The sequence below is a fragment of the Kluyvera sp. CHPC 1.2972 genome, assembly GCF_036759925.1.
GTDB lineage: Bacteria > Pseudomonadota > Gammaproteobacteria > Enterobacterales > Enterobacteriaceae > Kluyvera.
Window position 1 is genome coordinate 184,241 of sequence record NZ_JAPKIB010000002.1, and the last position, 20,116, is coordinate 204,356.

Annotated in this window: 22 protein-coding genes; 13 read left to right on the top strand and 9 right to left on the bottom strand. The window is 48.0% G+C overall.

Features of this window, described 5'->3' with window-relative positions:
- The first annotated feature begins 65 nt into the window (after window positions 1–65).
- Both rph and pyrE read left to right on the top strand, forming a co-directional pair.
- A complete protein-coding gene (rph, locus tag V6944_RS04375; protein ID WP_123651034.1) occupies window positions 66–782 on the top strand; it encodes a ribonuclease PH in 717 nt (238 codons plus the stop codon).
- Between the two features lie 63 nt (window positions 783–845).
- Window positions 846–1,487: an orotate phosphoribosyltransferase gene (gene pyrE / locus V6944_RS04380; protein ID WP_185667491.1), complete on the top strand. Its 642-nt coding sequence runs from the start codon at window positions 846–848 to the stop codon at window positions 1,485–1,487.
- Window positions 1,488–1,523: 36 nt separating this feature from the next.
- On the opposite strand, the gene slmA is transcribed toward pyrE, so the two are convergent.
- The 3 genes from slmA to coaBC form a co-directional block, all read right to left on the bottom strand.
- Window positions 1,524–2,120 (bottom strand): nucleoid occlusion factor SlmA, encoded by a 597-nt coding sequence (gene slmA, locus V6944_RS04385; protein ID WP_333498037.1) that lies wholly within the window; start codon window positions 2,118–2,120, stop codon window positions 1,524–1,526.
- Window positions 2,121–2,271: 151 nt separating this feature from the next.
- The gene (gene dut / locus V6944_RS04390) at window positions 2,272–2,730 is read right to left on the bottom strand and encodes a dUTP diphosphatase (RefSeq protein WP_035895829.1); all 459 of its coding nucleotides are present in this window, start codon (window positions 2,728–2,730) and stop codon (window positions 2,272–2,274) included.
- Window positions 2,708–3,928 carry a bifunctional phosphopantothenoylcysteine decarboxylase/phosphopantothenate--cysteine ligase CoaBC gene (gene coaBC / locus V6944_RS04395; protein WP_333498246.1) on the bottom strand — a complete coding sequence of 407 codons (1,221 nt, stop codon included), beginning with the start codon at window positions 3,926–3,928 and terminating at the stop codon, window positions 2,708–2,710. The genes dut and coaBC overlap by 23 nt, the downstream gene beginning before the upstream one ends.
- Window positions 3,929–4,104: 176 nt before the next feature.
- On the opposite strand from coaBC, the gene radC reads away from it, so the two are divergent.
- The 4 genes from radC (at window position 4,105) to mutM (ending at window position 6,324) form a co-directional block, all read left to right on the top strand.
- Window positions 4,105–4,770: a RadC family protein gene (gene radC / locus V6944_RS04400; RefSeq protein WP_185667489.1), complete on the top strand. Its 666-nt coding sequence runs from the start codon at window positions 4,105–4,107 to the stop codon at window positions 4,768–4,770.
- Window positions 4,771–4,989: 219 nt separating this feature from the next.
- The gene (gene rpmB / locus V6944_RS04405) at window positions 4,990–5,226 is read left to right on the top strand and encodes a 50S ribosomal protein L28 (RefSeq protein WP_002436699.1); all 237 of its coding nucleotides are present in this window, start codon (window positions 4,990–4,992) and stop codon (window positions 5,224–5,226) included.
- A 22-nt stretch (window positions 5,227–5,248) separates the two neighbouring features.
- Complete coding sequence (gene rpmG, locus V6944_RS04410; protein WP_003024094.1) at window positions 5,249–5,416, top strand: 50S ribosomal protein L33; 168 nt, start codon at window positions 5,249–5,251, stop codon at window positions 5,414–5,416.
- Between the two features lie 98 nt (window positions 5,417–5,514).
- Complete coding sequence (gene mutM, locus V6944_RS04415; protein WP_333498038.1) at window positions 5,515–6,324, top strand: bifunctional DNA-formamidopyrimidine glycosylase/DNA-(apurinic or apyrimidinic site) lyase; 810 nt, start codon at window positions 5,515–5,517, stop codon at window positions 6,322–6,324.
- Window positions 6,325–6,376: 52 nt separating this feature from the next.
- Here the strand turns inward: mutM and coaD are convergent, their stop codons facing one another.
- The 3 genes from coaD to V6944_RS04430 all read right to left on the bottom strand — a co-directional run bounded on the left by coaD (window position 6,377) and on the right by V6944_RS04430 (window position 9,263).
- Window positions 6,377–6,856: a pantetheine-phosphate adenylyltransferase gene (gene coaD / locus V6944_RS04420; RefSeq protein WP_333498039.1), complete on the bottom strand. Its 480-nt coding sequence runs from the start codon at window positions 6,854–6,856 to the stop codon at window positions 6,377–6,379.
- Window positions 6,857–6,864: 8 nt separating this feature from the next.
- Complete coding sequence (gene waaA / locus V6944_RS04425; protein WP_333498040.1) at window positions 6,865–8,142, bottom strand: lipid IV(A) 3-deoxy-D-manno-octulosonic acid transferase; 1,278 nt, start codon at window positions 8,140–8,142, stop codon at window positions 6,865–6,867.
- Window positions 8,143–8,288: 146 nt separating this feature from the next.
- Window positions 8,289–9,263 (bottom strand): glycosyltransferase family 8 protein, encoded by a 975-nt coding sequence (locus V6944_RS04430; protein WP_333498041.1) that lies wholly within the window; start codon window positions 9,261–9,263, stop codon window positions 8,289–8,291.
- Window positions 9,264–9,431: 168 nt separating this feature from the next.
- Between V6944_RS04430 and V6944_RS04435 the strand changes: the two genes are divergently transcribed.
- The 7 genes from V6944_RS04435 (at window position 9,432) to V6944_RS04465 (ending at window position 16,964) form a co-directional block, all read left to right on the top strand.
- Complete coding sequence (locus V6944_RS04435) at window positions 9,432–10,679, top strand: O-antigen ligase family protein (RefSeq protein ID WP_333498042.1); 1,248 nt, start codon at window positions 9,432–9,434, stop codon at window positions 10,677–10,679.
- 170 nt (window positions 10,680–10,849) lie between these two features.
- A complete protein-coding gene (rfaQ, locus tag V6944_RS04440; RefSeq protein ID WP_333498247.1) occupies window positions 10,850–11,920 on the top strand; it encodes a lipopolysaccharide core heptosyltransferase RfaQ in 1,071 nt (356 codons plus the stop codon).
- Window positions 11,917–13,041 (top strand): glycosyltransferase family 4 protein, encoded by a 1,125-nt coding sequence (locus V6944_RS04445; protein WP_333498043.1) that lies wholly within the window; start codon window positions 11,917–11,919, stop codon window positions 13,039–13,041. Before rfaQ ends, V6944_RS04445 begins: the two co-directional genes overlap by 4 nt.
- Entirely contained in the window at window positions 13,034–13,831 is a 798-nt protein-coding gene (rfaP, locus tag V6944_RS04450) for a lipopolysaccharide core heptose(I) kinase RfaP (RefSeq protein ID WP_333498044.1), read from the top strand. Before V6944_RS04445 ends, rfaP begins: the two co-directional genes overlap by 8 nt.
- A gap of 18 nt (window positions 13,832–13,849) precedes the next feature.
- Window positions 13,850–14,866, top strand: a complete 1,017-nt coding sequence (gene waaO, locus V6944_RS04455; RefSeq protein WP_333498045.1) for a lipopolysaccharide 3-alpha-galactosyltransferase — start codon at window positions 13,850–13,852, stop codon at window positions 14,864–14,866.
- Between the two features lie 39 nt (window positions 14,867–14,905).
- Window positions 14,906–15,946: a glycosyltransferase family 9 protein gene (locus V6944_RS04460; RefSeq protein ID WP_333498046.1), complete on the top strand. Its 1,041-nt coding sequence runs from the start codon at window positions 14,906–14,908 to the stop codon at window positions 15,944–15,946.
- A gap of 37 nt (window positions 15,947–15,983) precedes the next feature.
- Window positions 15,984–16,964, top strand: a complete 981-nt coding sequence (locus V6944_RS04465) for a glycosyltransferase family 52 (protein ID WP_333498047.1) — start codon at window positions 15,984–15,986, stop codon at window positions 16,962–16,964.
- A 47-nt stretch (window positions 16,965–17,011) separates the two neighbouring features.
- On the opposite strand, the gene rfaC is transcribed toward V6944_RS04465, so the two are convergent.
- From rfaC to rfaD, 3 genes are read right to left on the bottom strand one after another with little or no spacing between them, the layout of a single operon-like run.
- Window positions 17,012–17,983, bottom strand: a complete 972-nt coding sequence (gene rfaC / locus V6944_RS04470) for a lipopolysaccharide heptosyltransferase RfaC (RefSeq protein ID WP_333498048.1) — start codon at window positions 17,981–17,983, stop codon at window positions 17,012–17,014.
- Between the two features lie 3 nt (window positions 17,984–17,986).
- Window positions 17,987–19,033 carry an ADP-heptose--LPS heptosyltransferase RfaF gene (gene rfaF / locus V6944_RS04475; protein WP_333498049.1) on the bottom strand — a complete coding sequence of 349 codons (1,047 nt, stop codon included), beginning with the start codon at window positions 19,031–19,033 and terminating at the stop codon, window positions 17,987–17,989.
- Between the two features lie 9 nt (window positions 19,034–19,042).
- Complete coding sequence (gene rfaD / locus V6944_RS04480; RefSeq protein ID WP_123651048.1) at window positions 19,043–19,975, bottom strand: ADP-glyceromanno-heptose 6-epimerase; 933 nt, start codon at window positions 19,973–19,975, stop codon at window positions 19,043–19,045.
- Between the last annotated feature and the right edge of the window lie 141 nt (window positions 19,976–20,116).

The window sequence follows — 20,116 nt, forward strand, 5'->3', positions numbered from 1 at the left end:
GATACAGCTTGAATGATTTTGTGTATAATGCGCGCCACATTCGTTTCAAGCCGGAGATATCTATCATGCGTCCAGCAGGTCGTAGTGCCAACCAGGTGCGTCCCGTCACCCTGACCCGTAATTATACAAAACACGCTGAAGGCTCCGTGCTGGTCGAATTTGGTGATACCAAAGTACTTTGCACCGCCTCCATTGATGAAGGCGTACCGCGTTTCCTGAAAGGTCAGGGCCAGGGCTGGATCACTGCCGAATACGGCATGCTGCCACGTGCGACTCATACGCGTAATGCGCGTGAAGCGGCGAAAGGTAAACAGGGCGGTCGTACCATGGAAATTCAGCGTCTGATTGCTCGCGCACTGCGCGCGGCGGTAGACCTGAAGGCGCTGGGTGAATTCACCATCACGCTGGACTGCGACGTTATCCAGGCCGATGGCGGCACGCGTACGGCATCTATTACCGGTGCCTGCGTGGCGCTGGCCGATGCGCTGGGTAAACTGGTTGCCGCGGGCAAGCTGAAAACCAACCCAATGAAAGGAATGGTTGCCGCGGTGTCCGTGGGTATCGTAAACGGCGAAGCGCTGTGCGACCTGGAATACGTTGAAGACTCGGCGGCGGAAACCGATATGAACGTGGTGATGACCGAAGACGGGCGCATCATTGAAGTTCAGGGTACCGCCGAGGGTGAGCCGTTCAGCCACGAAGAGTTACTCACCCTGCTGGCGTTAGCCCGAGGGGGAATCGAATCTATTATCACGACGCAGAAAGCGGCGTTAGAAAATTGATGTTAAGGGCGACGTGGTCGCCCTTTTTTTTGTCCGTAATAAAGTGAGATGAGGAGCGAATCCATGAAACCGTATCAGCGCCAGTTTATTGAGTTTGCGCTTAACAAGCAGGTACTTAAGTTTGGCGAATTTACGCTGAAATCCGGGCGCAAGAGCCCCTATTTCTTCAACGCCGGGCTGTTTAATACCGGGCGCGATCTGGCACTGTTAGGCCGTTTTTATGCCGAAGCGCTGGTGGATTCCGGTATTGAGTTCGATTTACTGTTTGGCCCTGCCTACAAAGGTATTCCGATTGCCACCACCACTGCGGTTGCGCTGGCGGAACATCACGACCGTGATTATCCATATTGCTTTAACCGCAAAGAAGCGAAAGACCACGGTGAAGGCGGCAACCTAGTGGGCAGCGCGCTGACCGGACGCGTGATGCTGGTGGACGATGTGATCACTGCGGGCACTGCGATCCGTGAATCAATGGAGATTATCCAGGCCAATGGCGCGAAGCTTGCCGGCGTGCTGATCTCTTTGGATCGTCAGGAGCGTGGGCGCGGCGAAATTTCCGCTATTCAGGAAGTTGAACGTGACTATGGCTGTGAGGTTATCTCGATCATCACGCTGAAAGACTTGATTGCTTATCTGGAAGAAAAACCAGAGATGGCCGAACATCTGGCGTCGGTACGCGCTTATCGCGAGGCATACGGCGTATAAAAAATAGCCCGGCAGATGCCGGGTTATTTGAACGCGTTACTGCAGTTGCGCAACGAGCAGCGGCCAACGGGCATCGAAATCGTCCGTTGGTCGGTATTTGAATTCGCTGCGAACAAAGCGCGACAACATACCCTCACAGAAGGCCAGCAGCTGGCTTGCCAGCAGCGTTTCATCCGTTTCGTAGCCTTCACCTTCCCGCATTTTCCGCTCGCGTAACACCTGGCGCAGCTGAGCTTCAATACGTTCAAACAGCTGGTTGATTCGTCCCTGCAGGCGATCCTGCTCAAACATAAGCGCGTGGCCGGTCAGAATACGGGTCAGCCCCGGGTTGCGTTCGCCAAAACCAAGAATAAGCAGCACAATCAGGCGTAAGCGTGTAGTGGTGTCCTTCTCGTCTTTGAGGATCAGGTTGATACGGGTAATCAGGCTATCTTCGATAAACTCGATAAGGCTATCGAACATGCGGGTCTTGCTAGGAAAATGCCGGTACAGCGCTGCTTCGGAAACACCAACGGACGCGGCCAGTTTGGCCGTGGTGATACGCTGGCTACCGTCGCTGGATTCAAGCATCAACGCCAGGGATTGAAGTATTTCCTCGCGACGATTCCTTTTCGCAGTTTGCTTTTCTGCCATGTTCTAAAATACCCCTGAAAATAAAACAATTGTCAGGCGAGCATCCACACGGCGACCGCAATCATAATTTGCAGTGATGTATTCGCATTATGACACCGTGAGATACGTAAAAACGGGCGCACCGCGCTGGGCGGGTGCGCCTTAGGGCGAGTTACTGACGCCCGGAGTGGCCAAAACCACCTTCGCCACGATCGGTAGCTTCAAACGATTCGACCAGATTAAACTCGGCCTGTACGACAGGAACAAACACCATTTGCGCAACGCGTTCGCCCGGCTCAATGGTGAAGGTCGTTTGCCCACGATTCCAGATGGAAACCATCAGCTGACCCTGATAGTCGGAGTCAATCAGCCCGACCAGGTTGCCCAGCACGATACCGTGCTTGTGGCCCAGGCCAGAGCGCGGCAGCATCACGGCGGCCAGAGAAGGGTCGGCAATGTGAATCGCCAGACCGGTTGGCAGCAAAGTGGTTTCGCCCGGCGCCAGCTCTACGGCGTCATCAAGACAGGCGCGCAGGTCAAGGCCTGCTGAGCCAGCAGTGGCATAGGTCGGCAGCGGGAACTGCTGACCAATACGCGAGTCCAGAATCTTAACGTCGATTTTTTTCATCATAACGGGTAACGATCTCGTCCAATAATAGTTGGCCCAGGAGTGACTTACTGGCGAGCGGTAAACGCTTCTCGCCGTCCTGCCAGAAAAGATGCAATGCATTATTATCGCTATTAAAGCCTTGATTTGATTGTGAAACATCATTGGCACAAATCAGATCAAGGTTCTTGCGACTACGCTTTTGCCGCGCATATTCTTCCACATTATTCGTTTCGGCGGCAAACCCTACGACGTAAGGTCGCTCGGTTTTTCGTGCTGCAACGCCGGCAACGATGTCAGGGTTTTTCACCATTTTTATTGTGAATTCATCACCCTGGGTGTCCTGCTTTTTAATTTTTTCGTCGGCAATCACGGCGGCGCGATAGTCCGCGACGGCGGCACAGCCGATGAAAATATGCTGCCCGATGACGCTAGCCTGAACGGCTGCATTCATCTCTTCGGCGGTTGTCACGTCAACGCGTTGCACAAAGGCTGGGGTTGGCAGCGATACCGGGCCGCTGACCAGCGTGACGTTGGCGCCGCGCTGTGCGGCTGCTTCGGCAATCGCAAAGCCCATTTTCCCGGAGCTATGGTTGGTGATGTAGCGTACGGGATCCAGCGGCTCGCGGGTTGGGCCAGCGGTAATCATGATGTTCAGATGTTGCAAATCTTTGACGGGCGAAAAGTGCGCTGCCGCCATATCGACGATGGTCAGCGGGTCGAGCATGCGTCCCGGGCCAATATCGCCGCAGGCCTGACTGCCGCTGTCCGGGCCCCAGATGAGCATATTCCGCGAGGCTAATACCTCAAGATTGTGCTGAGTGGCGGCAGCGCGGTACATCTGCTGATTCATGGCAGGCACCACGGCAACGGGAGACGGCGTGGCGAGGCAGATGGTTGAGACCAGATCGTTTGCCATCCCCGCGGTCACGCGGGCGATAAGGTCTGCCGTTGCGGGCGCCAGAATAACGAGGTCAGCCCATTTCCCCAGCTCAATATGGCCCATTGCTGCTTCAGCGGCAGTATCAAGCAGGCTGTCGGAAACCGGATAGCCGGAGACGGCTTGCAGGCTCAGCGGGGTGATGAAAGCTTTTGCGGCTTCCGTCATGGCAACGCGTACGTCTGCGCCGCGGTCGCGCAGGCGACGTACGAGTTCCGGCGTTTTGTAGGCAGCAATGCCGCCGCTGACGCCAAGAACAATTTTTTTACCGGCCAGGCTCATCATGATTCTTTCCTGTTAGGGGGACACCAGAATCCGCGTATTTTATCACAATCCTTTCGGGGTCGTGCGCTTGTGACATCGACACTTTGCGAGGCGCTACGCAAGCGCAAGATCTCGGTCGTGCGGCGCGATACGCGTTGTGACAGCATGGCGGCAGCTATCGGAAGGAGGCCGTTATGGAGAGTGCAGAAGCGATGATGCCGCGGGAAAAGATGCAGCGGTATGGCATTGAGACGCTGTCAGATACCGAATTGCTGGCGCTGTTTTTACGCACGGGGACGCGTGAAAAAAGCGTGATGCGCTATTCCCACGACCTGCTTCGGCATTTTGGGTCGCTCTACCGGCTACTCTCTGCCAGCGAGGAGGAGATGACCCAGATTGATGGGATGGGGATTGCCAAATATGCTCAGCTCAAAGGTATTGCTGAACTGGCGCGTCGCTACTTCAGCGTGCGGGTTCTGGAAGAGGATTCCCTGTTGAGCCCGGAGCTGGCGCGAGAATTTTTACAAAGCCAGTTGGCTGATGAAGAAAGGGAAATCTTTGTGGTCATCTTCCTGGATAACCGGCACAAGGTCCTGAAACATAGTCGACTTTTTTCCGGAACGTTGAATCATGTGGAGGTTCACCCGCGTGAAATTGTACGAGAAGCCATCAAAGTGAATGCCGCGGCGGTGATCCTCGCGCATAATCATCCGTCAGGAAATGCCGAACCGAGTAAATCAGACAGACTTATCACCGAAAGAGTGGTAAAGTGTTGCCAATTCATGGATGTACGTGTACTAGACCATTTGGTTATTGGCCGCGGTGAGTATGTTTCTTTTGCCGAACGAGGCTGGATTTAGCGGATAATTACGCGATCCACCGGGATCTTTGTCTGTTCGGGACTTGAGCATATCCTCGTGTCAGCGTATACTACGCCACCTTTGAGAATCTCGGGTTTGGCATTTGGGCCTGGCAATCGAGAGTTCACTTAGAACTACGCGATGACCGGGCTGTAAAGCCTGACGAGGCGCCGATACCCCATACGAAGCTCGAGCTAATTTGATTTTTGGAGAATAGACATGTCCCGAGTCTGCCAAGTTACTGGCAAGCGTCCGGTGACCGGTAACAACCGTTCCCACGCACTGAACGCGACTAAACGCCGTTTCCTGCCGAACCTGCACTCTCACCGTTTCTGGGTTGAGAGCGAGAAGCGTTTTGTCACCCTGCGTGTATCTGCTAAAGGTATGCGTGTTATTGATAAGAAAGGCATCGATACAGTTCTGTCCGAACTGCGTGCCCGTGGCGAAAAGTACTAAGTACTTAAAGAGGAAATAAATCATGGCTAAAGGTATTCGCGAGAAAATCAAGCTGGTTTCTTCTGCTGGTACTGGTCACTTCTATACCACCACGAAGAACAAACGTACTAAACCGGAAAAACTGGAACTGAAAAAGTTCGATCCAGTTGTCCGTCAGCACGTTCTGTACAAAGAAGCTAAAATCAAATAATTTTAGTTTCGATGTCACGAAAAACCTCGCCTCGGCGGGGTTTTTTGTTTTCTGCGCGTCCCCATAATAGAGAGATATGTATTTGAGTTGGAGACGCTATGCCTGAATTACCTGAAGTTGAAACCAGCCGCCGGGGTATTGAACCTCACCTGGTCGGTGCCACCATCCAGTACGCTGTGATTCGCAACGGTCGCCTGCGCTGGCCTGTCTCTGATGAAATCTACCGCCTAAGCGATAAGCTCGTCCTGAGCGTTCAGAGACGTGCAAAGTACCTTCTGCTTGAACTGCCCGATGGTTGGATAATCATTCATTTGGGGATGTCTGGCAGCCTGCGTATCCTGTCTGAAGAACTCCCCGCAGAAAAACATGACCACGTCGACCTGGTGATGAGTAACGGCAAAGTGCTGCGCTATACCGACCCACGTCGCTTTGGTGCCTGGCTATGGACCACGGAGCTGGAAGGGCACAGCGTGCTCGCACATCTTGGCCCAGAGCCGCTCAGCGCGGAATTTAACGCCGATTATCTGCTGGCGAAGTGTGCTAAGAAGAAAACGGCGATCAAACCCTGGCTGATGGATAACAAGCTGGTCGTGGGCGTGGGGAATATCTACGCCAGTGAATCGCTGTTTGCCGCACGGATCCACCCGGATCGGTTGGCGTCCTCGCTCTCAAGAGAAGAGGGTGAACGGCTGGTTGACGCGATCAAAGCGGTGCTGGCGCGATCGATTGAGCAAGGCGGGACGACGCTAAAAGACTTCCTGCAAAGCGACGGTAAGCCGGGCTATTTTGCTCAGGAATTGCAGGTATATGGACGTAAAGGGGAAGCGTGTCGGATATGTGGGGCGCCGATTGTGGCGAGCAAGCATGCTCAGCGGGCGACGTTTTACTGCAAACAGTGCCAGAAATAACACCTACACGTAGCCCGGCCAAGCGAAGCGCCGCCGGGAACGACACCGAAGCCTACTTCAGCTTCTCCATCAACGCCTGATGCACGTTTACCGGCAGGAAGTGGGTCACATCGCCATTATGACGTGCCACCTCTTTCACCAGCGAAGATGAGATAAACGACCACTCTTTGGACGGCATCAGGAAGACGCTTTCCAGCTCCGGCATCAGGTGGCGATTCATATGCGCCAGCTGCATTTCATACTCGAAGTCAGCCACGGCGCGCAGGCCGCGAATCAGAATATTGGCTTGTTGCGTGCGCGCAAAGTTTGCCATCAGGTCGCTAAAGCCCATCACCTCGACGTTATCAAGATGCGATGTTGCCTGTTGGGCCAGCGCTACGCGTTCGCTCAGGTCGAACATCGGTTTCTTACTGGGGCTGGCTGCGATAGCGAGGATAACATGGTCAAACATGCAGGCGGCACGGGTCACGATATCAAGGTGACCGTTGGTGATAGGATCGAAGGTGCCTGGATAAATTGCCCGTTTTTGCATAGCCATCCTCAATGCGTTTTCGGTGGTAGGTAAGGCTCCAGAAGTTGCAGCAGACGCTGCAGCGCGCCCTGGTTCTGGTAGAGAACCTCAACGGCATGACGACCATAGAAACTGCGATAGTCTTCATCGGCTAACAGCGAAGCCACTTCTTTCTCAAGGCTGGCGGCATCAGTAACCGTGATAAGGCCGCTGGCCTGTTCCAGACGAGCACAGATATCTTTGAAGTTGAAGGTATGCGGCCCCATCAGCACCGGAATAGCGTGGGCGGCCGCTTCCAGCGGGTTGTGCCCGCCGCGTTCAACCAGTGAGCCTCCGACAAACGCCAGATCGGCAATGCCGTACAGCAGCATCAGTTCACCCATCGTGTCACCAATCACCACCTGCGTGGTGGCAGAAGGGACCTCACCGGACGAGCGAGTCGTATAGCTCAGACCGGCCTGGCGAGTGAGATTGATAGCATCCGGGAAACGCTCAGGATGGCGAGGCACCAGAATCAACAGCAGGTCGGGGTATTGCTGCAGCAGCGCTTTGTGTGCGGCAATAATAATGCTCTCTTCACCATCGTGGGTGCTGGTGGCAATCCATACCGGACGATGCGGCGCCCATTGGCGGCGCAGCGTGACAGCTCGTGCTGCTAGCTGAGGTGTTACCGAGATATCAAATTTCAGGCTGCCGGTGATCGTTACCTGATTATTTTTTGCACCCAGCGCGACAAAGCGCTTACCGTCTTCTTCATTCTGCGCCGCAATCAGCGTAATACGCTGCAGCAGCGTGCGCACGAACGACCCAAGCTTAGCGTAACCGGCGGCGGAGCGCTCGGAAAGGCGGGCGTTGGCAATAACCAGTGGGATATGGCGGCGATGCAGCGCAGCAATCAGATTCGGCCACAGTTCCGTTTCCATAATAAGCACCAGCTTAGGGTCAATCTTATCGAGGAAGCGATTCAGGGCATCTGGTAAATCATAAGGTAGGTAGACATGCTGAACGTCTTTACCAAAGGCGGATTGAACACGCTCGGAGCCAGTTGGGGTCATGGTGGTCACCGTAATCGGTAAATCGGGATAACGATGACGCAGCGCGCGAACCAGTGGGATGGCTGCCAGGGTTTCACCGACAGAAACGGAGTGCAGCATAATGCCGCCAGGCTTAAGTGGCTGGCGATAGAAACCGTAACGTTCACCCCAGCGTTTGCGATAGGCTGGAGCCTTACGTCCGCGCACCCAAAGCCGTACCCAGATGAGAGGCTGGATAAGGTAGAGAAGGGCGGTGTAAAGCAATTCAAGCATGGGCGTTAGCTGACTAATGGATGTGCTGGGGATTCTATGTATTTATCCAGGATTTTTCCATTACTTTTGCTGTTTTAGATGGATTGTCCACGTCGGATGCGGAGGATGTGATGCTTTTATTACTCGTTAATGTATCATAAAATATGCTAAAAATGCTTTTTAGCTAAGTATTTTATATAGCTGATGAAAGCATAAAATAACTGTCCATTTTTTCTTAGATGCGTGCTTTTTCTTGATAGCTGTTTATATGTTGATGGGCATAGCAAAGGACTTGTTGCCCACGGGGAGTTATCCCGAGCGACTTTGAAATAATTCACATCATTATAGTACTGGGCCCATTCGTGCCAGGGTTTAGTGACACCAACATAGTGAATAAAAATTGTGTCAGGTGTTATTTTGAATTTTTTTCTTTTATTTTTTATGAGACTATCAATATTGAAAAATGAGTTAAATCGGTGATCGACGATTTTTACGCTACTGTTGAAAATTATATTAAGAGCATCTTGATCTGGATGCGAGAAATTGTTTTTAGTGACAATGGAAATGACTTTTTCTGTCAGATCGGACTGTCGCAGTTTTGTGAGGTTAAAATATAAAAAACCAGAATTAAAATATAGTTCTGGGATGATCTCTTTTATTTTTGATGTGTCAACGTAATTATCATGTACAGCAATGAGCGCTGCATCACCAAAAGATTCAGAAAGCAATGAGGATAGGTTTTTCTTGCAAATAATATCTGAATCAAGATAGATAATAGAGTCTAACTTACTAGCGAAATAATCGACGGCAATCAAACGAAAGTAAATAGAATGATTCCATGATTTTGAGGCGGTCGGTAATGATTTTAAAATGTCATCGTCTAATATATAAAAAGTGATCTTTGTATGATATTGTTGAGCTAGTTTTTCAAATAAATGATAGTTGCTCAATGACACATTGTTAGAAAAGATGTGAAAATGAAAGGGAGTCTCTGGATTATTTAAGAGCAATGAGGTAATAGACACGCCCGTTCCGTACAGAAACAGATCATCGGCACCATAAGTTATATTGACTCGCGACTCAACATTGTCGTTCTGGTGAGTATGAGCATCCTTAATGTGTTTTATTATGTTCTGTTTCAATTTTAAACCCTTGTGCAGTACACAGATGCTATGTTCACTGCTTAAGTATGCTTATCATGCGGTAAAGGGCTATTAAACATAAAAAATTTTATGTTTAATACTATTCTATAGTATAATTTATATTTCAATAACTGTCAATGAGTTGGCAACTAGGTCGGTAGAGAAATTATGGACATAGCAGGAACGGTTAGTCGGCTAAATATTTTATCGCTAGCTAAACTGACACTGTTGTTGATGATATTCGGATTATTCACAATCGATAACCGCGGTGTGTTGAATGTAGCAACGGGGCTTATGGTTATCTTGTCATTGTATCAAGTCAGAAAAGAAAATATAAATATTAAAAATGCAATAGGGGATTTTCTTAAAAAAAGGAAATCTCTGGTTGTTTTCTCTCTATGGTGCATTGTGTGTATTGCATTTTTCACCTATAAGAATGAAGTGAAAGATGCCTTTAATTTATTCTTTAAAGATTGGCGATATCCTTTCGTTTTATTTTTATTTTTTGTCAGTTTTAATAAAGATATTCTGGTGCTAAGAAGAATATATGTTGTTGGTGCGATATTCACGCTGACTTATATTATAATGGCGGTGCCAGTTATTCGTTACATCAAAGATGCACCTCAGCCTCTTTATTTACAGTTACGATATGGGTTTGCATTTTATGTTGTAATGCTATTCCCTTTTGCATTGGTTGGTGCTGTTCTGATCAAAAAAATATATATGAAAATGATGCTAGCGGTAGTGTCATTTTCAGCTTTTATATTTTTGTTATATACCGGAAGTCGTGGCGGTATTCTGGCTCTGGCCGTTGAAGCAGCAATTATATTTTTTATCTGCGTAAAAAATATTAAAGCGCTTGCGTTGGTACTTCTCAGTGTGGCCGTTATTACTGGCGCAGGGTTAACCCTGGCATACAACACTTTTCCTCAGGTTAAGCATAAAATAGATCAATCTACACATTTAGCCAATATTACTTCGGGGCGAGATAAAATTATTACTGGGCGTTACCCCTTAGTAATGTATAGCATGAAGAATGCTATTTTTGGGATCGGCTATGGTAACTCGACATTTGATGCTTATTTGATAGATCATAATGCACCAAAGAATGGCGGCGTTTTCAACTGGAAGACCAAAAAATACAACCTGGATGAACCGTTATTTCTGACAGTTTTATATAATATAGGATTCGGTGGCTTAATTTTGTTTGTTGCGTCAATGGCAATCGTGCTGAAGGACATGGTGCAATCGGTTAAAACTGAAAAAAATATTTTCAATGTGTCATTGCTGGCTTCGTTTATAGGATATTTTTTGGTTTATTGTCTTTTCGAAAAGACATTTATGGAGATCTATTTTCTGTACTCTATCATGGCCCTTATATTCGCAAGTAAATACAATAATCAGCGTGATGAATAACACGGTTTTCTACCAATATTATATATCGAACAATTAGTTAAGTAGTGATATAATAGGCAGAATATAATTGGCATGGTATGTATTTCAGCATTCAGGTAGCTGTGAAGCCTGGGGCGGTAGCGTGCTTTTTTGTCCACTTTTCACTGGATTATCTCAACGAAGGGTTACTTGTGGAAAAGTCATATAGAAGAATTCTGGTTATTAAACTGCGTTTTCACGGGGATATGTTGTTGACGACCCCGGTCATTAGCACGCTAAAACGTCATTATCCCGATGCTAAAATTGATGTTCTGCTCTATCAGGACACCATTCCGATTTTGTCTGAGAATCCTGAAATCAATGCGCTATATGGTTTAAAAAATAAAAAAAAGAAGACTAGCGAAAAAATTTCCAATTTCATTCAATTAATCAAAACATTACGTTCGAATAAATATGATATTGTCATTAATATGGCAGATCAATGGATGATGGCGGTATTGGTGAGAATGCTGAATGCGCCAGTGCGGATTTCACACGATTACTCACATCGGCGGAATGCCTTTTGGCGTAATAGCTTTACTCATCATGCCGCGCAGAAAGGTACCAACGTTGTCGAAAGCAACCTTTCAGTGCTTGCCCCGCTTGGCCTGGATTCCAACGTAATGAAGACCACGATGAGCTATAACCCATCCTGCTGGGAACGGGTGCGTAGCGAGTTAGCTCAGTCTTGCGTCGGCGAGCATTATGTGGTGATCCAACCGACAGCACGACAGATTTTCAAATGTTGGGATAACGATAAATTTTCTCAGCTTATTGATGCGCTGCATGCGCGTGGATTACAGGTGGTTCTCACTTCTGGGCCCAGTCGCGAGGATCTTGACTGTATCAATGCGATTGCAGGAGGCTGCCAAACTCCGCCAGTGACTGCTCTGGCTGGCAAGCTAACCTTTCCTGAACTGGCGGCGCTGATTGACCATGCTGATCTATTCATTGGTGTGGATTCTGCGCCTGGGCATATCGCTGCAGCGGTAAATACACCGTTAATTTGCCTGTTCGGCGCGACGAACCATGTATTCTGGCGACCATGGTCAAATAATATGATCCAGTTCTGGGCCGGGGACTACCAGGCGATGCCATCGCGAGATCAACTGGATCGTGGTAAAATGTATCTCTCGGTTATTCCTGCCAAAGATGTCATTTCAGCTGCTGAGACAATGTTATCTAAAAACCAGCGCGCACCTGCCACAGGCGAAGAATTATGATCGTAGCATTTTGTCTGTATAAATATTTCCCCTTTGGTGGATTGCAGCGTGACTTTATGCGTATTGCACAAACCGTTGCAGCACGTGGGCACCAGGTACGAATCTATACGCAATCCTGGGAAGGGGATGACCCGGAACTCTTTGAGTTGATTCTTGTTCCGGTTAAATCCCATACGAACCATGGGCGGAATGCTGAATACTATTTATGGGTTCAGAACCATTTGCGTGCGAATCCGGTTGATCGTGTTGTGGGCTTTAATAAAATGCCCGGCTTAGATATTTATTATGCAGCGGATGTCTGCTACGCGGAAAAGGTCGCGCAGGAGAAAGGGGTCTTTTATCGCTTGACGCCGCGCTATCGGCACTTTGCTGCGTTTGAGCGCGAAACCTTCGAATCGGGCAAAGCGACGCAGCTGTTAATGTTAACCGATAAGCAAATTGCCGATTTTCAAAAGCACTATCACACCGAATCTGCTCGTTTTCATATGCTGCCGCCGGGTATTTATCCCGATAGAAAATATAGTAATCAGCCTGCTAATATTCGGCAGGTAGTTCGGCAAAAGAATGATATTAGCCCGCAGCAGTTTTTATTGCTGCAAATTGGCTCAGATTTTACGCGTAAGGGCGTGGATCGTTCCATTGCTGCATTGGCCTCATTACCCGAAGCGGTAAGGGAAAATGCGCTTTTATACGTTGTGGGCCAGGACAATCCACGTAAGTTCGAAGCCCTGGCCGAAAAATGCGGTGTTAGCCGTCATGTGCGTTTCTATTCCGGGCGCAATGATGTTGCGGAGTTGATGGCGGCTGCGGATATACTGCTGCATCCCGCATATCAGGAAGCGGCAGGGATTGTGTTGCTTGAAGCGATTACCGCTGGTTTGCCGGTACTGACAACTGCCGTTTGTGGGTATGCGCACTTTATTGCTGATGCCCAGTGTGGCTGTGTGATCGAAGAACCCTATCTTCAGAAGGCGCTTAATGAGTCTCTGCTCAAGGCACTGGAACATCCCTCATTACGCGAAGAATGGGCAGGGAATGCGAGATATTATGCAGATACTAAGGATCTGTATAGTCTGCCTGAAAAAGCGGCAGATATCATAATAGGTGGTTTGGATGGTTGAATTGAACGAGCCGCTTGCCACATTATGGCGCGGTAAAGATGCATTTGAGGAAGTTAAGTTGCTGCAAGGCGAGGTGTTCAGAGAACTTGAAACTCGTCGTACGCTGCGTTTTGAGCTCTCAGGGGAAAGCTTTTTCCTGAAATGGCATCGAGGCACCTCTCTGAAAGAGGTTGTAAAAAACCTGCTCTCATTCCGCATGCCTGTGCTAGGCGCCGATCGTGAGTGGAATGCAATTCACCGCCTGCGCGACTTGGGTGTTGATACTATGCAGGGCGTGGGTTTTGGTGAAAAAGGCTGGAATCCTTTAACCCGAACGTCTTTTATTATTACCGAAGATCTGACGCCAACGATTAGTCTGGAAGACTATTGTGCGGATTGGGTTGTTAATCCTCCCGCCGTTCAGGTAAAACGCATGATTATTGAGCGTGTAGCGACCATGGTGCGTAAAATGCATCTGGGCGGTATTAATCATCGTGATTGTTATATCTGCCATTTTCTGTTGCATCTCCCTTTTAGCGGTCAGCAGAAGGATTTAAAAATATCGGTTATTGACTTACATCGCGCCCAAATGCGTGCTGCTGTACCTGCTCGCTGGCGAGATAAAGATTTGATTGGGCTATACTTTTCATCATTAGAAATCGGATTGACCCAGCGGGATATTTTTAGATTCCTTTGCATTTATTTTAATCAGCCGCTGAGAGAGATCTTGCATGCTGAGCAAGGTCTATTTGCTCATGCCCAAGGCAAAGCAGAAAAAATAAAAGAAAGAACAATTCGTAAGTCTTTGTAATTTCTGAAAGGTTATCATATGGATTCTCAATTTTTAAAGCCTTCCGAATTTATCGTGAAGACATTTTCTTTCGATTGCTCTGGCGGGTTACCTGCGACATCGCCTTTGAATATTTGCTATGGCATCGATCAAAACTTTCTTTTCGGTTGTGGTGTATCGATAACTTCGGTGTTGATTAACAATCGTGAGTCGAGTTTTGTTTTTCATATATTTATTGATAATATCATCGATAAAGAATTAGAAAAATTCAAAGAATTAGCTGAATTATATTCTACGCATATTGAAATCCATATTATTAACTGCGATCGTTTACGGGCATTTCCGACCACGAAGAACTGGTCGATTGCGACGTACTTCCGTTTTATTATTGGTGACTACTTTATTGGACGAGAAGAACGTGTTCTGTATATGGATGCAGACATTATGTGTAAAGGCAGCATTCATGAGCTGATGTCTCTCGATGTGGGGGATAATGTTGCCGCCGTGGTGCCTGAAAGAGATGTGACATGGTGGCGTAAACGGGCTGATGGACTAGGGTGCTCAGCCCTGGAGCACGGATATTTCAACGCGGGGTTATTGTTGTTGAATATTGCTGGATGGGCGCGTGAACAGGTCTCTTCTAAAGCCTTAGCGATACTCTCCGATAGCGAGATGGTGAAAAAACTCTCGTATCTCGATCAGGATATCTTAAATATCATTCTGGCTGGTAAAGTCAAATTTATTGATATTAAGTTTAATACTCAGTTTAGTTTGAACTATGAGTTAAAAGATAATTTCACCAATCCAATTAATGATAAAACTGTTTTTATTCATTATGTTGGGCCATCTAAACCATGGCATGCCTGGACGGGATATGCGAGTTCAACGGCGTTTTTACAAGCGAGAGATCAATCGCCATGGAAAAACACTGACTTAATGCGACCTACTAATGCAAATTATGCCCGTTATTGTGCTAAACATTATTTCAAACAAGGTCGGCTTGCTAATGGAATAAAAAGTTATCTCCATTATTTTTATTTAAAATTGGTACGATAGCTACGTAAACTAAATAACATTAACCATAAGTTATAATATATGCGGCTTAATAACATCATCTATAAATTAAAAGCATTGTTCGCATCGGTAAAGCTACCTCGACCAGTAGCCGAACGTTCGAATCTGGAGAATAAAAAAGTTTGTTTGCTGTTGGTTAACATTGGTCTTGGCGATGCGATTATGGCGACATCGTTCCTGCGGGCATTAAAAAACGCAGATATTGATGTCGATGTTATTACGGCTAAAAAGATAGTTCCCCTTTTTCAAAATAACAGTGATATTCATAATGTCATTATTTACGGTGAAACGGCGAAGTATCGGGACCAGATTTATGATTGGGTAATTGATCCGTACAGTCATTGCGGATGGTATTTTACACATAAATATATAAAGCTACTGGCTCAAATAAAGTATAAAGCACTGAGTGGTTTTGACGTTAAAATACCGGGGAAATATAATGATAACTATATCCCATCAACAAAAAAAATCCATATAACAGATTATTACCTTCATTTTTTACGGTCCTGCTTAGATAAGCAAGATGTATTGCCTGAAAACTATGTCCTTTCCTTTGCTCCTGAAACTCGCGAAACGGCTAATGCCTATCTTACGTCATTGCCTGCGAAGACGATTAAAATCGCCTTTTGCCCTTATGCATCAACGGATAAGCGCAGTTTTTGCAGCGAACAGATCAACGAGACCTTGGCGTTACTTGCAGATCATGCGGATATCAGCATTATTCTGTTGATGGAAAAGAGCAAGCTAGCATCGATAACTCTTCCCGAGAACGCATACTTCTTTGAGGCGCCTGATTTTATGTGTGCCGCCGCGGTACTTTCTATGAGTGACTTTGTGGTATCGGTGGATACTTCATTTGTACATGTGGCAAATAGTTATAATAAACCATCGTTAGTTTTTTATAGTTCTGTTTACAATGATGGGTATAACACTGATGATCTCTGCGGGCCAAATTATCTGAATGCCAAACAGATTATCGCCAAAACCGGGATATCAGCATTAGCGCCCCATTATATTTATGAAAAGTTAAAAGTAAATCTGAGTGGTATCTTGAGGCCGTAATTTATTTATATATCAAAAAATAATGAGTGAAAACACTGTGAATAATCATATTTTCATCGTATGTTCACCTTTGCAATTAAAAGTATCTCTTGCAATTAAGAGACAATATGACGGCGACCGTTTTCACGCTATTTATCTAAAAACTAAGGCGGGAGTCAAGCCATATATCACATCTAATCTCGCTAGGCATTTTGATACACATTGCGTGGCAAATATGGATTATGATTTTCTAAATCTGAGAAAAATATTTTCTTATCTTGAGAAAATCGTCAATGCAGGTGATTTTATTTATCTGGCTAATGCGAATGACTTAACAGTTCAATATATTTTATCTCGTTTTAATAACGAATTGTACATCAGTACTTTCGATGATGGTATCTTGAATATAAATACCATAGTCGATGTTAATTATAAAAATAAAGAAAAGAAGAAACTAAAATATCTAATAAGTCGAGTTCTGTTCAAAAATACGTTCAGCATTAAGAAAATAATAGAGCGTAGCACACAACATTTTACGATCCTTGATAAGAACAGGACCTTGAACGTCAAAGGGAAAGTCATAAAACTGGACATTTTTGAGCATCGTATTATTGACAGCAATCATGCTGCTAATAAAGTAATGAATGTTTTTGTTGGTTCGAGATTCAAAGATATCTTAGCGGTTAAGAATAACCAGAATCTTTCATTGTTGACTGAGCGTTTGTATTCGTTAAATAAGAAATTTAATAATCTTGTTTATTTACGACACCCACGAGAAATGGCAGATGAAAAATTTCTCATGCAAGAAGTATATCCGGACTCAATATCGGAAGACTATATTTACAACCTTGCTGCTCAGGGCTTCACTGTAAATGTGGTTGGTTTTGCTAGCACTTGTCAGCTCAATGTTATGAATTTGCCTAACGTTAATATTATTTTACTCAAAACTGACCTTATCCGAGGTGATATTCTCGATTCTTTTTCATTATTTGATAAGCATGATTCTGTGTCGATATATAACTTGGATGCGCGAGAATAATATATTGCTATCACTATGATAAAAAGTCTCCGTCAGGATACTTTTTATCATGAAATATGAGGGAGTTGGCCGATGACCCCAAATACTTCGCCGCCCGATAGATTTTTTAAATCAGCATGTTCCGCACAACACACCACCTGATTCTTCCCATACCCCCCAATCAACCCTGGATCGGTCGGCCCATACAGCGTCACATTTGGCCGATCCAGCGCCGCGGTCAAATGGCTTAACCCAGTATCTACCGAGATGACAAAGGTTGCCCCAGCCAGCACGTGTGCTACTTGTTCAAGGCTCAGACGTGGCAACACTTCCACATAATCAAACCCTTCAGCCAGCCGCTTAGCTCTGGCTTCTTCATGAGGTGCTCCCCAGGGCAGCTTGATGCGTAGGCCACTCTCCGCTAGCAGACCGATCAGTTCGCGCCAGTGTTGTTCCGGCCAGTGCTTATTATCACGCGTTGTGGCGTGCAGGAAGACACCGTAGGGCTGTTGGGGCGCTGTCGCATCACGCAGGAAATGCTGCGCAATAGCATAATCCCCCTGCGTTTCCGGTTTTGCATACCCTAGGCTTTTCGCAAACAGCTCACGCGTGCGCTCGACGGCGTGCTGTTGTTTGCCGATGTGGTGCCGACGATTGTAAAACAGACTCGCCAGCGGTTCACGCGCGGTACTCCAGTCCATTCCATGCTTCACGCCATGGGCGAGCCGGGTGACCAGTGCGGCGCTTTTTACCAGCCCTTGAGCATCAATGATCGCATCATAGGTGATGGCCTGAACCGCCGCTTTAAAGGCTTTACGCTCGGCTTTGATAGGTGCAGAAAACCACGCTTTACGCCAGCGGCGAATCGCCACTGGTATCACGCGATCGACGGCTTCGTGCCAGGAAGGGATCTGAGCAAAGCCCTCTTCCACAACCCAATCAAAGCGGATGCCCGGAATGGCGCGCATGGCATCGGTTAACGCAGGCAGCGTGTGCAGCACGTCACCCATGGAGGATGTTTTAACGATCAGAACCCGCATGCGTCAGGCTTCCTCGCTCGATAGCAGAGCATTAAGCTCTTCCAGCACGCGGGCCGGGGTAATATCGATAAGGCTCTGGTGATAGCCCTGAGCGGCATCACCTTTGCGTACCTTGTGATAACCGGTGATAAGACGAATCACGCGTGCTTTATTAGAGAGCGGTGGCGTAAAGTCAGGACTGCTTGGGCCATAGAGCGCGACCAGCGGGCGGTTAAGCGCGGCGGCAACGTGCATCAGGCCGGAATCGTTGGTGACGATAGCCTTGCAGGCGGCAATCAGAATGACGGCCTGCTCCAGCTGGGTTTCCCCGGCCAGATTACGGCACCAGCCTTTTTGTTCGTCACTCAGTGACGCGATGATCTCGTTGCCAGCTTCGTTATCTTTTGCTGAGCCGAAGAGGACAATCTGGTTGCCTTCATCAATAAGCTGTTTTGCCAGCGTCGCATAGTGATAGTGTGGCCAGCGTTTTGCTGGGCCAAACTCAGCACCGGGGCAAAAGCCGATCATCGGACGTTCGCTGGACAGTGAGAACGCGTTACAGGCCAGGGATTTCTCACCGTCGTTGACCTGCAGCTGCGGCCACAACAGCGGTTGCGGCAGATCTTTGGCGCAGCGCATCACGCCTTTGTCATAAGCCAGCGCGACGTAGCGCTCGACCATCAGCGGCCAGGCGTCTTTATCCAGCACCCGCGCGTCGTTTAACAGGCCGTAGCGCATTTCTCCGCGCCAACCGGTACGCAGCGGGATACCCGCAAAGAATGGCACCAGCGCCGATTTAAACGAGTTAGGCAGGACGTACGCACGATCGTAGCGCTTTTCACGCAGGCTATGACCGAGCTTGCGTCGTTCGCCAATTTCCAGCGCGCCGTGCCCTAAAGGCATGGCGATCGCGTCATTGACTTCCGGCATCCGCGATAACAGCGGACGGCACCACGCGGGTGCCATCACGTCGATTATCGCCTGGGGATAGCGCGCCTTGAGCGTGCGATAGAGACTTTGCGACATCATCATGTCGCCCACCCATGACGGGCCGACCACCAGTATTTTCATGCTAACTTCTTACGCGTCGCGGTTCAGCCAGGCCATATATTCCGTTACGCCTTCGGCGACGGTCTTGAACGGCTTATCGTAGCCTGCAGCGCGCAGGTTGGTCAGATCGGCCTGAGTGAACGCCTGATAGCGACCTTTCAGCTTATCCGGGAATGGAATGTATTCGATGCTGCCTTTTTTGTGGTACGCCAGGGTGGCATCTGCGACAGCCTGGAAGGATTCCGCACGGCCAGTGCCGAGGTTAAAGATGCCGGATTTGCCGTTTTCCCAGAACCACAGATTGACGGCTGCAACGTCGCCAACGTAGACGAAGTCACGCTTGAAGCCATCGCTGCCTTCGAACAGTTTCGGGCTCTCGCCATTGTTCAACTGGGTGTTCAGGTGGAATGCCACGCTCGCCATGCTGCCTTTGTGACCTTCACGCGGGCCGTAGACGTTGAAGTAGCGGAAGCCGACGATTGGCGAGTCCACTTCCGGCATGATGCGGCGTACATATTCGTCGAACAGGAATTTAGAGTAGCCGTACACGTTCAGCGGCTTTTCAAATTCACGGGACTCGATGAAGTCGCTGGTGCGGCCGCCATAGGTGGCAGCGGAAGAGGCGTACAGGAACGGAATTTCACGTTCCAGGCAGTAGTGCAGCAGCTCTTTGGAGTACTGATAGTTGTTATCCATCACGTACTTACCGTCCCACTCGGTAGTGGAGGAGCAAGCGCCTTCATGGAAGACCGCTTCGATTTCACCGAACTCTTCGCCGGCCATCACCTGGATCAGAAAGTCTTCTTTATCCATATAGTCAGTGATGTCCAGGTCGACCAGGTTTACAAACTTGGTGCCATCTTTCAGGTTATCCACCACCAGAATGTCAGTGATGCCTTTGTCATTGAGCGCTTTCACGATGTTGCTGCCAATGAAGCCAGCGCCGCCGGTAACGATAATCATAACTGTAACCTTTGAAATGAATAGGCCCTGGACAATCCCGGGCACGAATACCCTTTATCATATCATCACATTGCTAAGCCTTCAGCTTTTCGCCGTGCCGTGAACATCAGGCCACGTGATTTATGCTGCAAATAATTCATT

What these genes read in the sequence shown, in the direction of transcription:
- rpmG (WP_003024094.1), top strand. Translation starts at nt 5,249, where the DNA reads ATGGCTAAAGGTATTCGCGAGAAAATCAAGCTGGTTTCTTCTGCTGGT.
- coaD (WP_333498039.1), bottom strand. Translation starts at nt 6,856, where the DNA reads ATGCAAAAACGGGCAATTTATCCAGGCACCTTCGATCCTATCACCAAC.
- rfaC (WP_333498048.1), bottom strand. Translation starts at nt 17,983, where the DNA reads ATGCGGGTTCTGATCGTTAAAACATCCTCCATGGGTGACGTGCTGCAC.
- mutM (WP_333498038.1), top strand. Translation starts at nt 5,515, where the DNA reads ATGCCTGAATTACCTGAAGTTGAAACCAGCCGCCGGGGTATTGAACCT.
- dut (WP_035895829.1), bottom strand. Translation starts at nt 2,730, where the DNA reads ATGATGAAAAAAATCGACGTTAAGATTCTGGACTCGCGTATTGGTCAG.
- V6944_RS04445 (WP_333498043.1), top strand. Translation starts at nt 11,917, where the DNA reads ATGATCGTAGCATTTTGTCTGTATAAATATTTCCCCTTTGGTGGATTG.
- slmA (WP_333498037.1), bottom strand. Translation starts at nt 2,120, where the DNA reads ATGGCAGAAAAGCAAACTGCGAAAAGGAATCGTCGCGAGGAAATACTT.
- rfaD (WP_123651048.1), bottom strand. Translation starts at nt 19,975, where the DNA reads ATGATTATCGTTACCGGCGGCGCTGGCTTCATTGGCAGCAACATCGTG.
- V6944_RS04435 (WP_333498042.1), top strand. Translation starts at nt 9,432, where the DNA reads ATGGACATAGCAGGAACGGTTAGTCGGCTAAATATTTTATCGCTAGCT.
- radC (WP_185667489.1), top strand. Translation starts at nt 4,105, where the DNA reads ATGGAGAGTGCAGAAGCGATGATGCCGCGGGAAAAGATGCAGCGGTAT.
- V6944_RS04460 (WP_333498046.1), top strand. Translation starts at nt 14,906, where the DNA reads ATGCGGCTTAATAACATCATCTATAAATTAAAAGCATTGTTCGCATCG.
- rfaP (WP_333498044.1), top strand. Translation starts at nt 13,034, where the DNA reads ATGGTTGAATTGAACGAGCCGCTTGCCACATTATGGCGCGGTAAAGAT.
- rfaF (WP_333498049.1), bottom strand. Translation starts at nt 19,033, where the DNA reads ATGAAAATACTGGTGGTCGGCCCGTCATGGGTGGGCGACATGATGATG.
- rpmB (WP_002436699.1), top strand. Translation starts at nt 4,990, where the DNA reads ATGTCCCGAGTCTGCCAAGTTACTGGCAAGCGTCCGGTGACCGGTAAC.
- rph (WP_123651034.1), top strand. Translation starts at nt 66, where the DNA reads ATGCGTCCAGCAGGTCGTAGTGCCAACCAGGTGCGTCCCGTCACCCTG.
- waaA (WP_333498040.1), bottom strand. Translation starts at nt 8,142, where the DNA reads ATGCTTGAATTGCTTTACACCGCCCTTCTCTACCTTATCCAGCCTCTC.
- coaBC (WP_333498246.1), bottom strand. Translation starts at nt 3,928, where the DNA reads ATGAGCCTGGCCGGTAAAAAAATTGTTCTTGGCGTCAGCGGCGGCATT.
- waaO (WP_333498045.1), top strand. Translation starts at nt 13,850, where the DNA reads ATGGATTCTCAATTTTTAAAGCCTTCCGAATTTATCGTGAAGACATTT.
- pyrE (WP_185667491.1), top strand. Translation starts at nt 846, where the DNA reads ATGAAACCGTATCAGCGCCAGTTTATTGAGTTTGCGCTTAACAAGCAG.